The organism is Streptacidiphilus sp. MAP12-33 (assembly GCF_041261265.1).
GTDB lineage: Bacteria > Actinomycetota > Actinomycetes > Streptomycetales > Streptomycetaceae > Streptacidiphilus.
Genome location: NZ_JBGCCA010000003.1, coordinates 187413 through 199777, shown reverse-complemented (window position 1 = coordinate 199777; position 12365 = coordinate 187413). Strand labels below are relative to the sequence as shown.

General features: G+C 73.4%; 11 protein-coding genes. 5 read left to right on the top strand and 6 right to left on the bottom strand.

Translation table 11 applies throughout. From position 1 onward, the window contains the following. Window positions 1-21: 21 nt before the first annotated feature. Window positions 22-1008, bottom strand: coding sequence for a LacI family DNA-binding transcriptional regulator (locus ABH931_RS05340; protein WP_370110375.1), 987 nt, complete (start codon window positions 1006-1008; stop codon window positions 22-24). Between the two features lie 220 nt (window positions 1009-1228). Between ABH931_RS05340 and ABH931_RS05335 the strand changes: the two genes are divergently transcribed. Beyond that, window positions 1229-1909: a lysophospholipid acyltransferase family protein gene (locus ABH931_RS05335; RefSeq protein ID WP_370110373.1), complete on the top strand. Its 681-nt coding sequence runs from the start codon at window positions 1229-1231 to the stop codon at window positions 1907-1909. 65 nt (window positions 1910-1974) lie between these two features. Here ABH931_RS05335 and ABH931_RS05330 read toward each other — a convergent pair whose 3' ends face one another. Further along, the gene (locus ABH931_RS05330; protein ID WP_370110371.1) at window positions 1975-3987 is read right to left on the bottom strand and encodes a glycoside hydrolase family 6 protein; all 2013 of its coding nucleotides are present in this window, start codon (window positions 3985-3987) and stop codon (window positions 1975-1977) included. Between the two features lie 260 nt (window positions 3988-4247). Between ABH931_RS05330 and ABH931_RS05325 the strand changes: the two genes are divergently transcribed. Further along, window positions 4248-5795 (top strand): cellulase family glycosylhydrolase, encoded by a 1548-nt coding sequence (locus tag ABH931_RS05325; protein WP_370110369.1) that lies wholly within the window; start codon window positions 4248-4250, stop codon window positions 5793-5795. A 14-nt stretch (window positions 5796-5809) separates the two neighbouring features. Here the strand turns inward: ABH931_RS05325 and ABH931_RS05320 are convergent, their stop codons facing one another. Next, a complete protein-coding gene (locus ABH931_RS05320) occupies window positions 5810-6835 on the bottom strand; it encodes a GDP-mannose 4,6-dehydratase (protein WP_370110367.1) in 1026 nt (341 codons plus the stop codon). Beyond that, complete coding sequence (gene murG / locus ABH931_RS05315) at window positions 6832-8007, bottom strand: undecaprenyldiphospho-muramoylpentapeptide beta-N-acetylglucosaminyltransferase (protein ID WP_370110366.1); 1176 nt, start codon at window positions 8005-8007, stop codon at window positions 6832-6834. The genes ABH931_RS05320 and murG overlap by 4 nt, the downstream gene beginning before the upstream one ends. 97 nt (window positions 8008-8104) lie before the next feature. Between murG and ABH931_RS05310 the strand changes: the two genes are divergently transcribed. Further along, window positions 8105-8782, top strand: a complete 678-nt coding sequence (locus ABH931_RS05310; protein ID WP_370110364.1) for a response regulator transcription factor — start codon at window positions 8105-8107, stop codon at window positions 8780-8782. A gap of 140 nt (window positions 8783-8922) precedes the next feature. Beyond that, the gene (locus ABH931_RS05305) at window positions 8923-10341 is read left to right on the top strand and encodes a sensor histidine kinase (protein ID WP_370110579.1); all 1419 of its coding nucleotides are present in this window, start codon (window positions 8923-8925) and stop codon (window positions 10339-10341) included. Here the strand turns inward: ABH931_RS05305 and ABH931_RS05300 are convergent. Both ABH931_RS05300 and ABH931_RS05295 read right to left on the bottom strand, forming a co-directional pair. Continuing rightward, entirely contained in the window at window positions 10308-11078 is a 771-nt protein-coding gene (locus ABH931_RS05300; protein WP_370110363.1) for a formate/nitrite transporter family protein, read from the bottom strand. The two genes, ABH931_RS05305 and ABH931_RS05300, sit on opposite strands and share 34 nt — an antisense overlap. Window positions 11079-11163: 85 nt before the next feature. After that, on the bottom strand, window positions 11164-12090 hold the full coding sequence (locus ABH931_RS05295) for a Dyp-type peroxidase (protein ID WP_370110362.1): 927 nt from the start codon (window positions 12088-12090) through the stop codon (window positions 11164-11166). Between the two features lie 59 nt (window positions 12091-12149). Between ABH931_RS05295 and ABH931_RS05290 the strand changes: the two genes are divergently transcribed. Then, the gene (locus tag ABH931_RS05290) at window positions 12150-12362 is read left to right on the top strand and encodes a hypothetical protein (protein WP_370110360.1); all 213 of its coding nucleotides are present in this window, start codon (window positions 12150-12152) and stop codon (window positions 12360-12362) included. Window positions 12363-12365: the final 3 nt, after the last annotated feature.

Sequence of the window (12365 nt, the reverse complement as noted above, 5' to 3'; positions counted from 1 at the left end):
GCGGGCAGGCCGGCGCACCTCTCAGCCCGACTGACGGACCACCAGTTGGGTTCCGAGCACCACGCGGCCCGGGACCGCGCCGCCCACCAGTTCGGTGACGGCGCGGGCGCCCATCTCCTCGACGGGCTGGCGGACGGTGGTGAGCAGGGGGGACGTGCGGCGGGCCAGGGCGTCGTCACCGAAGCCGACGAGGGCGACGTCGTCGGGGACGTGGACGCCGAGGCGGGTCAGGGCGCGGAGCGCGCCGGCGGCCATGGGGTCGGAGGCGGCGAAGACGGCGTCGAGGCCCGGGCTGTGGTCGAGCAGGCGCATCATGGCGTGGTCCCCGGAGGCGACCGTGAAGTCCCCGTGGGCGACGATCTCGCGGGCGGTGCCCGCCAGCCGGACCGCCCGGCGGTAGCCGGTGAGGCGGTCGACGCCCACGGACATGTCGGCCGGGCCGGCGATGGTGGCGATGCGGCGGCGGCCGTGCGACTGGAGATGGCGGACCGCCTCCGCCGCGCCGCCGACGTTGTCGGCGTCGACGAAGGGCACGTCCGCGCCGCCCGGCGGGCGTCCCATGGAGACCACGGGCACGTCGGCCGCCCGCAGCAGGCGCGGCAGCGCGTCGTCGCCGCGCAGGCCGACCAGGATCACCCCGTCGACGTGGCCGCCGCGCAGGAAGCGCAGCAGGGAGGGCCGGGATGTGTAGCGCAGCGCGGTCAGCACCAGCAGTTCGCGCTCGTGCGGCACCAGCGCCCGCTCGACGGCGACCAGCAGACGGCTGTAGAAGAGGTCGGACTGGTAGTGGAGCATGTCCTCGCAGACCACGACGGCGACCGCGCCGGTGTCACGCGACCCCGCGCGCGGGGCGCGGTGGCGGACGTACCCGAGCTCGGCGACCGCCCGCTCCACCGCGGCCCGTGCCTCCCGGCTCACCCGGGTCGACCGGCTGAGCGCCCGGGAGGCGGTGGCGGTGGACACGCCCGCGTGCAGGGCCACCTCGGCGAGCGTCGGCTTGACGGTCACGGCCCTGTCTCCTCTGCTTGGAGGACAAACGGAATTGGGAGCGCTCCCGATATGGAGCCAGGAACCCAAAAGACCGTCAAGCCCCCCAACAACGTTCGACTCTTGAAGGTGCGTCAGAACATCGCGTGGCTGGCGCGGACGGTCTGCCCGCCGAACCGGGAAGCCTCCTTGAGTACGCCGACTCAGGCGCGCCGCCCCCTGCGGCGGCGATACTCGCCCCATGCTCAGTGCCTTCGCCCGCCGTGTCGTGCCCCTGCTGGGGCAGTTCCGCGTCTCTCCCGGACAACTGCCCAAGGGGCCCTGCATCGTGGCGGCCAACCACAGCTCGCTGATCGACCCCGGCGTGGTGCTGGCCGCGCTCCGGCGGCTGGGTGAGCCGCGACCCGTGGTCCTGGCGGCGGCCGGGCTCTGGCGGATCCCCGCGCTGGGGCGGATCCTCCGCGCGGAGGGCCACATCCCGGTGCGTCGCGGCACGGCGCAGGCCGCCGCCGCCCTCGACGCGGCCGAGCGCGAGCTGCGACAGGGACGGGTCGTGGTGATCTACCCGGAGGGGCGCGTGCCCCGCCGCCCCGACTCGGGTGACGACGCGCCGCAGGAGTTCCGCACCGGGCTGGCCCGGTTGGCGCTCGCCACCGGCGCGCCCGTGGTGCCGCTGGGCCAGGCCGGCTCGCGGCGGATCACGTCGGGGAGCACCCTCAAGCAGGTGGCCGGGGTGGTGACCGCACCGCTGCGGCGTCCCCACATCCAGGTCACCCTCGGTGCGCCCGTCCGGCTCACGGGTTCGGTGACCGAGGCGACGGCCCAGGCCCACACCGCCGTCACCGAGGCCTGGCACACGGCCATGGGCGAGCTCGCCGCCCGGCAGCAGCGCGCCGGCCACTCCCGCCGCACCGCGGCCTAGCCGGCGCGGCACCGGGACCCGCCACGAAGGTGGCGGGTCCCGGTGCCTCACACCGCGTCAGCCGGTCAGGAGGCCGTGCAGGTGAGCGTCGGCACGGCGTTGGTGCCGCTGTAGGTGGCACCGAAGCCGAAGCTGGTGTTGCCGCCGACCGCGATCGCGCCGTTGTAGGACATGTTGGTGGCCGTCACGCTCGCACCGCTCTGGGTGTCGGTGGCGTTCCACGTGTTGGAGACCGCCTGGTTGCCGCCGAAGGTCCAGGTGACATTCCACCCGGTGGTGGCGGCGGTCCCGGTGTTGGTGACGGTGACGTTGGCGTTGAAGCCGCTGCCCCAGTCGCTGCTGATCGTGTAGGCGGCGGTGCAGCCGTGGCTCCCGCCCCCGCCCCCGCCGCCGCTGGAGGCGGAGGTGGTCGCGGTGACGGCGGTGGATGCCGCCGAGACGTTGCCCGCCGCGTCCTGGGCGGTCACGGTGTAGGAGTAGCTCGTCGAGGCCGTCAGGCCGGTGTCGGTGTAGGTGGTGCCGCTGGTCACCGTCGCGACCTTGGTGGCGCCCCGGTAGACGTTGTAGGCGGTGACGCCGACGTTGTCGGTGGAGGCGGTCCAGGACAGCGAGACGCTGCTCGCGGTCGTGCCGGTGACGGTGAGGCCGGTCGGGACGCTCGGCGGGGTGGTGTCGCCGCCGCCACCGCCGCTGGAGGCGCCCAGGCTCGGGTAGGCGTTGGTCACCAGCTGCTGGAACTGCGCGGTGAACCACTGACCGGCGGGGACGTCGTAGCCGGGGATGGCGTCGGTCGGGTAGGTGCCGCCGTTGCCGTCGGTCTGCGTGCCGTTCGGGTCGCAGTGCGGGTCGCCGTGGGAGTGCGTGGCCGTCGGGTAGTCGCCGTCCGACTCGCCCGGCGGCTTGACCCAGATGAACGCGATGATCGGGTCGCTGCTGCCGTAGGGCTGGGCCTGCGGCCGCGCGCCGATCCCGGCGCCGTTGACGTTGCACCAGTCGCCGCGGAACGGCCGCTGGTCCACCTTGTTGGCGGCGACATAGGCGTCGACGGTGGTCGGCGTGGAGTTGAGCGCGGTGGGCCGGGAGGAGCCACCCCAGCCGTTGCGCGAAGTGTCGACGATCATGCCGACGCTGCTCGGGAAGCCCTGGGTCACCAGCGCGGCGTGCATGTCCTCGTCGTAGTGGTGCTCGTCGAACTCCGGGTTGTACTGGTAGAACTTGGCCGAGTCGAGCGGGTTGCCGCCCACCTGGAGCGTGGAGTTGGGCAGGAACGGCTCGTCCAGCGGAGTGGTGTTCGCGGTGTCGCTGACGAAGCCGTCGATGCTCGCGAAGCCGGCCGTCGTCGCCTTGGCGACCTTGGCGAACTCCTGCGCGGCCGGGGTCATGTTGCTGGACCAGCCGAGCCAGCCCGAGTGGCCGATGTCGAGGTAGTCGTAGACGTTCGTGATCGCGTGGAGCTTGTTGAGCGCGTACTCGACGCCGGTCTCGTAGTAGGGCGTGGCCGTCTGACAGGCGGCCTTGCTCTGGTTGGTGACGGCGTTCGGCAGCGAGTCCGGCTCGATGACGGCCGCGATGCGGATGTTGGCGTACTTGCTGTTGCCGAGGATCGCGGTGATCGGGTCGATGTACTGCGACTCGTACTCGGTGAGCCCGGCGGCCGTCGCCGGGATCTCGCCGTTGGAGGCGAGCGCCGCGCAGTCGCGGCCCGGCAGGTCGTAGATGACGACCTCGAAGAGGTTGTCCCCGGCGGCCACGGCGTCGTCGAGCTGGGCCTGGAGGCCGAGATGGGTGCTGTCGCCCGCGATGGCGCCGATGTGGTCCATCCAGATCGCGGTCTGGTAGCCGGCGACCTTGTTCTCGGCGGTCCCGAGGGTGCCGCCGTCGGCGGTGGCCTGGGTGCTGACCTCCTTGACGTAGTCGGGGTTGAGGTAGGGGGTGGCCCCGACGAAGGGGTTGGCGAGGTGGGTCGCGGCCGCGTGGGCGGCCGGAGCCGTCGCGAGCGGCACGACGAGCCAGGCCATGCCGAGCGTCGCGGCCACGGCCGCGATCCGGCGGCGTCTGCGCAGGGGTGGATGCGCCACGGTGAGTACCTTTCGATGGTGGGAGCGGTCCCAGATCCAGGGGGCGGGCGTCGGAGGTCAACGCGTTCAGCAGGTGGGAGCGCTCCCAATCTTGGCAGCCACTGACTGTCCGTCAAGAGTCTTGTCCGCGTTCAGGAAACTTCCACGCGGAGTGTCGCACCGGGTCTGTCATGGCGCCGTCCGCTCCGCTACCGTGACGCCCGGGGCAGCAGGGAGCACTCCTTCTCCGGAACCACCCACCGTCAAGGAGCGTGCCTTCCATGCGCCCTCGCGCCCGACTGGCGGCCGTCGCCGCCGTCCTCGGCGGGTTCACCGCCGCCGCCCTCCCGCTGACCGCGACCGCGGCCACCACCGCCTCGTCGCCGGCCGCCGCCTGCGGTGTGAGCTACGCCGTCAGCAACGACTGGGGCACCGGCTTCACCGCCGCGATCACCGTCACCGACACCGGGACAGCCCCGCTCACCTCGTGGACCCTCGGCTACTCCTACTCCGGCAACCAGACCCTCCAGTCCGGCTGGAACGGCACCTGGAGCCAGTCCGGCCAGGCGGTCACGGTGACCGCGCCCAGCTGGGCCACCACGATCGCGTCCGGCGCCTCGTACACGACGGACGCCAACTTCGGTTACTCCGGCACCAACGCGGCACCGACTGCCTTCACCCTCAACGGCATCGCCTGCGGCAGCGGCAGCGGCTCGCCGTCGCCCAGTCCCAGCTCAAGCCCCAGTGCCAGCGCCAGCGCCAGCGCCAGCCCGACCCCCAGTCCGACCGCCAGCCCCAGCGCGACCGGCACGCCCGGTCCCGCACCGGCCCTGCACGTGTCCGGCAACCACCTCGTCGACGCGGCCGGCAAGGTCGTCACCCTGCACGGCGTCGACCGCTCCGGCGCCGAGTTCGCCTGCGTGCAGAACACCGGCATCTTCGACGGCCCCGTCGACCAGGCCTCGGTGACCGCGATGACCTCCTGGAGGATCAACGCGGTCCGGGTGCCGCTCAACGAGGACTGCTGGCTCGGCACCAACGGCGTCAACGCCGCCTACGCGGGCACCAACTACATCGCGGCCATCAAGGCGTACGTGGCGCTGCTGGAGCAGAACGGGCTCGACGTCGTCCTCGACCTGCACTGGACCGACGGCGTCTACACCGGCAACTCCTCCGGCTGCTCCGGCGCCACCGCGGTGTGCCAGAAGCCGATGCCGGACGCCGCCGGGGCGGTGCCGTTCTGGACCTCGGTGGCGCAGACCTTCAAGGGCGACAACGCCGTCGTCTTCGACCTGTTCAACGAGCCCTACCCGGAGCGGGCGACGGGCAGCGAGACCAGCGGCTGGAACTGCTGGCTCAACGGCGGCACCTGCCCCGGCATCGGCTACCAGGTGGCCGGGATGCAGTCCATGGACAACGCCGTCCGCAGCACCGGCGCCACCAACGTGGTGATGGCGGGCGGGCTGGCCTACGCCAACGACCTGAGCCAATGGCTGTCCTACGAGCCCCTGGACCCGACCGGGAACATCGTCGCGTCCTGGCACTCGTACAACTTCAACTCCTGCAGCTCCAGCTCCTGCTGGAGCGCCCAGCTCTCCCCCGTCCTGGCCAGGGTGCCGCTGGTCACCGGCGAGCTGGGCGAGAACGACTGCGCCCACGGCTACCTGGACACCCTGCTGCCCTGGCTGGACAGCGCCGGTGCCTCGTACCTGGCGTGGACCTGGAACACCTGGTCCTGCGGCAGCGGCCCGGCGCTGATCAGCTCCTACGACGGCACGCCGACCGGATTCGGCGCCGGCTACAAGGCACATCTCGCGTCACTGGGATAGGACATGACGCCGCCTCAGACTGCGTAGCGGCGCGGGGCGAAGAGGTACGGGTGCTCGGCGACCCACGCCGAGGTCGCGGCCAGGCCCTCCGCCAGCGACACCCGGGGCTGCCAGCCGGACCAGCGCCGGGCCCGGGAGTTGTCGGAGAGCAGCCGGTGCACCTCGCTGCCCGCCGGGCGCAGCCGGGCCGGATCGACGGTGATCTCGACGTCGGTCCGGCCCGAAGCCTCGATCAGCGAGCGGGCCAGGTCGCCGATGGAGATCTCCTGGCCGGTGCCGAGGTTGACGACCTCGCCGACGGCGCGGTCGCAGTCGGCGAGCGCCAGGAACCCGGCGGCAGTGTCGGTGACGTAGGTGAAGTCGCGCGTCGGCGAGAGCGAGCCCATCCGCAGTTCCCGTGCGCCCGAGTGCAGTTGGGCCAGGATCGCGGGGATCACCGCGCGGGCCGACTGGCGCGGGCCGTAGGTGTTGAACGGGCGGACCACCGTCACCGGCAGTTCGAAGGCGTGGTGGAAGCTGAGGGCCATCATGTCTGCGGCGATCTTCGATGCCGAGTACGGCGACTGCGGCTGCAACGGGTGGTCCTCCCCGATCGGCGCGGTGCGCGCGGTGCCGTAGACCTCGCTGGTCGAGGTGTGCAGCAGCCGCCGCACGCCGTGCCGTCGGCACGCCTCCAGCACGTGCTCGGTGCCGACGACGTTGGTCTGCACGTAGGCACCGGGCGAGTCGTAGCTGTACGGGATGCCGATCAGGGCGGCGAGGTGGAAGACGGTGTCGCAGCCCGCGACGGCGTCGTGGACGCGGCCCGCGTCGCAGACGTCGCCGGCGAGCATCTGGACGCGGTCGTCGTCGAGGTGGGCGGCCAGGTGGCCGCGCTCGGCGTAGGGCTTGTAGTGGACGAAGGCGCGCACGCTCGCGCCGCGCGCGACGAGCAGGTCGACCAGCATGGAGCCGATGAAGCCCTCCGCGCCGGTGACGAGGACCGTGCGGCCGGTCCAGTCGGCCTCGACGGTGGTCTGGTGCTGCGGGGTGCGGTTCATGCGGCGGGCTCCATGAGGTGCGGAGGATTTGGAAGGTTCGGAGTGCGGCCGGCCAGGCCGAGGACCAGCGCGGCGAGCAGGTCGGCGGCCTGGGCGTGGGTACCGGGATCGGCGGCGCCGCTCATGGCGGCCAGGCGGGCGGGGTCGGCGAGCAACGGGTCGAGCAGTGCGGCGAGCGTCTCGACCGTGGTCGCGCCGTCGCGCAGGATGTGCGCGGCGCCCGCGTCCGCGAGCACCTCGGCGTTGTGGAACTGGTGGTCGCCCGGGGCGTGCGGGTAGGGAACGAGGATCGCCGGGATGCCGGTGGTGGCCAGCTCGGCGACGGTCGCGGAGCCCGCGCGGCAGACCACCACGTCGGCGGCGGCGTAGGCGAGGTCCATCCGGTCCAGGTAGGGCACCGCCCGCGCGACGGCCGCGCCGCCGTCGAGCTCCAGCGTGCGGATGGCGTGCTCCAACTGCTGCGGCCCGGTCTTGACCAGCAGCCGGACGTCCGGGCGGTACTGCCAACGTCGTGCCAGGCCGAGGGCGGCCTCGGTGAGCCGCTGGGCGCCGAGGCTGCCGCCGTTGACCAGAACGAGCCGGGCCCCGTCGGGGACGCCGAGCTCCCGCCGGGCCTGGTCGCGCAGGGCGCCGCGGTCCAACCGTGCCAGCGGCCCGGCCAGCGGCATGCCCACGGTGACGGCCGTCTGCCGGCTCGCGCCGGGCAGGTGCGGGCGGCTGCGCTCGAAGGCGAGCGCGATGTGCCGCGTCAGCCGCGCGGCGAAGACGTTGGCCCGCCCGGGGACGGCATTGGACTCGTGGACCAGGCTGGGCAGCCCGGCCAGTCTCGCCGCCAGCACGGCGGGCGCGGAGGCGTAGCCGCCCATGCCGACGACGACCTGGGCGCCCTGACGCTCGATCACCCGGCGTGCCTGACGGGCCGAGCGCAGTAGGTCCGCGGGGAGCAGGTAGCGGCGGGCGCCGAGCGAGGGGTCGAAGGGGATCATGTCGACGGTGTGCAGGCGGTAGCCGGCCTGCGGGACCAGGCGCGTCTCCAGTCCGCGTTCGGTCCCCACGAAGGAGACCACGGCCGCGGGGTCGGCCCTTCTGAGGGCCTCCGCCAGCGCGAGCCCGGGGTAGATGTGTCCGCCGGTTCCTCCGGCGCCGATGACCACCGATACGGGAGTGTGCATGTCCTCCACCGTGGTGACCTGGACTAAGAGTGTTCTAAGAGATCGGCCTCCGCACCGATCTACAGTGGGCACGCAGGCACGGTGGAAGGAGCGGCGGGTGACCCGGATCCTGGTGGTGGACGACGACCGCGAGGTGCGCGACGCGGTGGCGGACGGCCTCGCCGTCGAGGGCTACGAGGTGCTCACCGCCGTCGACGGTCACGACGCGCTCACCACGATCGCGTCGGCGGAACCCGACGCGGTCGTGCTGGACGTGATGATGCCCGTCCTGGACGGCCTCGCGGTCTGCCGCCGCTTGCGGGCGCTGGGCGACCGCACACCGGTCCTCGTGCTGACCGCGCGGGACAGCGTCAGCGACCGGGTCGACGGCCTGGACGCCGGCGCCGACGACTACCTGGTCAAACCGTTCGCCCTGGACGAGTTGACGGCCCGGGTGCGCGCGCTGCTGCGGCGCACCGTACCCGTCGGGCCCGACGAGCAACTGCACTACGCCGACCTGGTCCTGGACCCGCAGGCGCGCACCGGCCGACGCGGCGTCCGGCCGCTGGAGTTCAGCCGCACCGAGGCAGCCCTGCTGGAGCTGCTGCTGCGTCACCCCGAACAGACCCTCACCCGCGAGACCCTGCTGGACCGCGTCTGGGGGCGGGACTTCGGGCCCGACTCCAACTCGCTGGCCGTCTACGTCGGTTACCTGCGCCGCAAGCTGGAGGCCGAGGGCGAGCCGCGCCTGGTGCAGACGGTCCACGGCGTCGGCTACCGCCTGGCCGCTCAGTGAGCGGCGGCGGCCCGGGGAACCGGGGCGGGCGTCGCCGCCGCCGAACCGCGGCGCCGCCGCGCACGCCGGAGGCGGGGGCCGGCCCGACGCCCGGCGCAAGCGTGGCGGCGCGCCTGCCCTCGCTGACGCTGCGCGGGCGGATGGCGCTGGCGGCCGCGCTCGCGGTCGCGGCCGTCGCCGTGGGGCTCAGCTGGGCGGCCTTCGCGCTGATCCGTTACGAGCTCACCCACCAGCTGGACCTCGACCTCACCCAGGCCGCCACCGTCGCCGTCCAGCAGCACGGCGACGCCCCGCCGAGTGTCCTGGCCGGACAGTGCCAGTACCTGGCCGCGCCCGCCTGCGCGCAGGTCGTCCCGGCCGACCCGGCCCGCGACCCGCACGCGCCGGACGACGGCTACCTCCTGCCGGTGGGCCCGCCGGTGCGCGAGGTCGCGGCCGGGACGCGCGCGCCGTACTACACGGTGACGACAGTCGGCGGGCAGCCCGCCCGGATGCTCGTGACCCGGTTCCGCTCCGGCACCGCGCTGCAGGTGGCGCTGCGCTCCGACGGGGTGCAGCGGGCCGTCGCGCAGTCGGCGGCGCTGATGGCGGCGCTCGGCGCCGCGGGAGTGCTGCTGGCGGCGCTGCTGGGCTGGTGGGTCTCGCGGACCGGGCTGCGTCCGGTCACCCGGTTGACCGCCACGGTGGAGCGGATCACCGCGACCCGCGACCCCCGTCACCGGATCACCTCTCACGCCGCCCCCGGGCGGCGCCCCGACGAGATCACCCGCCTCGGCGACAGCTTCAACACCATGCTCGACGCGCTGGAGCAGTCCGTGGCCGCCCAGCGCCATCTGGTCGCCGACGCCTCCCACGAGCTGCGCACCCCGCTGACGGCGCTGCGCACCAACGCCGAGCTGCTGGCCCGCGCCGACCGGCTGACCGAAGCCCAGCGCGAGCGCGCGGCGGGCGCGCTGGGCCGGCAGCTGCGGGAGCTGACCGGCATGGTCAACGACCTGGTGGAGCTCGCCCGCGACGAGGAGCCGCAGGCGCTGGTGGAGCGGTTCCGGCTGCTGCCCCTGGTCGAGCACGCCGTCACCGCGGCGCGGGGGCACTGGCCCGGGCAGGAGTTCACCCTGACCACGGCCCCGGGCACGGGGGACGCCCTGGTCGAGGGCATCCCGGCCCGGCTGTCACGGCTGCTGGCGAACCTGCTCGACAACGCCGCCAAGTTCGGTGCGGTCGGCGGGGAAGGCGGGCCCGTGGAGGTCGAGGTCGGTTACGGCCCGTCGGGCGAGGCGTTGGAGCTCTCCGTCCGCGACCACGGTCCGGGGATCGCCGACGAGGACCTGCCGCACCTGTTCGACCGCTTCTACCGCGCGGGCACGGCCCGCTCACTGCCGGGTTCCGGTCTCGGCCTGGCGATGGCCCGTCAGATCGCGCGGGCCCACGGCGCCGACCTCGTCGCGGAGTCCGTCCCCACCACCGAGGGCGGCGGCGCCCGCCTCCGTCTGACGGGCCTCGTCGGCCACGCCCCGGAGGGCGATCAGCCGGGGCGACGGCGGCCGACGATCCAGTAGGCGAGGCCGACGAGCAGGCCGCCGCCGACGATGTTGCCGGGGACGACGAAGGCGAGGTTGCGCAGCAGACCGGTCGCCGTGGCCGAGCCGTCGAAGATGCCGAGGGCGTAGACGGCCATGTTCGCGACGCAGTGTTCGAAGCCGATGGCGACGAAGACGAGCACGGGGAGCCAGAGCACCACGGTCTTGGCACCGTCCCCCGTGGCCCGGCCGAACATCCACACCGCCAGGCAGACCAGGAAGTTGCACAGCACTCCGCGCCAGAACAGCTCGCCGCCGGTCAGGGCCTCCTTGCCGTGGACCATCTCGGCCAGCATCCGGTGGGCCTCGGGCGCGGCGATCACGCCGGAGGCGTGCACCATCGCGGCGAAGACGAAGGCGCCCACGAGGTTGCCGGTCAGCGAGCACCCCCAGCTGGCGGCCAGGTCCCGCCAGCCGGTGCGGCCGGTCAGCGCGCCGACGAGCATCACCATGACGTTGCTGGTGAACAGCTGCGCCCCGGCGAACATCACCACCGTCAGGGCGAGCGGGAAGACCGCGCCCTCGACCAGGCGGGCCCACTGGGAGTGGCCCTCCACAAGCGGCGAGACGGCCACGACCAGCAGCACCTCGCCGATCCCGATGAACGCGCCGGCCAGCAGCGAGGAGACCAGCATCCGCGCGGGAGCCCGCAGCTCCCGCGCCTTGTGTTCTGCCGCGTCCGCCGTGGCGTCCAGGTTCTCCGCAACACTGATCACCCATCCGACGCTACGGCGCGCGGCGCGCCCGCGAACCCGGCGATCGCCCTGTCCCGGCGGGACTTCCGTCCTTCGCCCGCGTCGCTCAGCTCCCGACGGCGTCGAGGAAGTCCGCGCTCGGGACGAAGAACAGGCCGCCGGTCACGGCGGTCGAGAAGTCGAGGATGCGGTCGGTGGTGCCGGGCGGGTTGCCGAGGAACATGTGGCGCAGCATCTGCTCGGTGACCGAGGGGGTGCGGGCGTAGCCGATGAAGAGCGTCCCGTACGAGGCGGTGCCGACCGCGCCGAAGGGCATGTTCGACCGCAGGATCTGCCGCTGCTTCCCGTCCTCTCCCACGATCGTGTTGAGCGCGACGTGCGAGTCGGCGGGCTTGTCCTCGTCGGGGAACTCCACGTTGGCGAGCTTGCTGCGACCGATCGCGCGTTCCTGGTCCTCGGTGGTCAGCTTGGCCCAGCCCTCCATGTCGTGCAGGTACTTCTGGACGACGACGTAGCTGCCGCCGCGGAACGGCGGGTCCTCGTCGGTGAGGTGGACCGCCGCCGTGGCCGCCGCGCCCTGCGGGTTCTCGCTGCCGTCGACGAAGCCCAGCAGGTCGCGCTCGTCGAAGTAGCTGAAGCCGTGCACCTCGTCCACGACGGTGAACGCGTCGCCGAGGCGGTCGGTGACCAGCCGGGCCGTCTCGAAGCAGAGGTCCGCGCGCTGGGCACGGATGTGGAGGAGCAGGTCGCCGGGCGTCGCCGGGGCGCGGTGCACGGGGCCGTCCAGGGCCGGAAAGGGGTGCAGCTCGCTCGGGCGCGGTCCGTCGGGGAAGAGCCGGCCCCAGGCGTCGGAGCCGATTCCCGCAACACAGACGAGGCCGCCGCCGGGCACCCGGAAGCCCACCGACCGGACGATGCCCGCGAGGTCCGGCAGCAGGTCGCGCACGGTCTGCTCGCCGCCGTCGGCGATGGTGCCGACGAGAATCACGGCGGCGCGCGAGGACGGCGCGACGATGCTCTGCGGGGTCGCCATGGCGCTCCTAGACTGGTGTGGCTCGAGTTCGTCTTCGCCCCGGAAGGGAGGCGGTCGGGATGCGACCTGCCAAGGGCAGCCGGCCGATGGGACAGGGCTCCGAAGGGTCGGCGGCTGCGGGGGCGCCGCCGTACCGGGTGACGCTGCCGGACGGACGCGAGGCGGACGTGGGGCCGGGCGCCTCGGTGCGGATCAGGCCGGACGCGCGTCCGTCCGCGAGGTCGGCCCATCCGCGGGTGGTGACCATCCACCCGGACGCCTCGTATCTCTGATGT

Excerpts from the sequence above, each read along its gene's own strand:
- ABH931_RS05335 (WP_370110373.1), top strand. The coding sequence starts at position 1,229 with ATGCTCAGTGCCTTCGCCCGCCGTGTCGTGCCCCTGCTGGGGCAGTTC.
- ABH931_RS05325 (WP_370110369.1), top strand. The coding sequence starts at position 4,248 with ATGCGCCCTCGCGCCCGACTGGCGGCCGTCGCCGCCGTCCTCGGCGGG.
- ABH931_RS05320 (WP_370110367.1), bottom strand. The coding sequence starts at position 6,835 with ATGAACCGCACCCCGCAGCACCAGACCACCGTCGAGGCCGACTGGACC.
- murG (WP_370110366.1), bottom strand. The coding sequence starts at position 8,007 with ATGCACACTCCCGTATCGGTGGTCATCGGCGCCGGAGGAACCGGCGGA.
- ABH931_RS05305 (WP_370110579.1), top strand. The coding sequence starts at position 8,923 with ATGGCGCTGGCGGCCGCGCTCGCGGTCGCGGCCGTCGCCGTGGGGCTC.
- ABH931_RS05295 (WP_370110362.1), bottom strand. The coding sequence starts at position 12,090 with ATGGCGACCCCGCAGAGCATCGTCGCGCCGTCCTCGCGCGCCGCCGTG.
- ABH931_RS05290 (WP_370110360.1), top strand. The coding sequence starts at position 12,150 with ATGCGACCTGCCAAGGGCAGCCGGCCGATGGGACAGGGCTCCGAAGGG.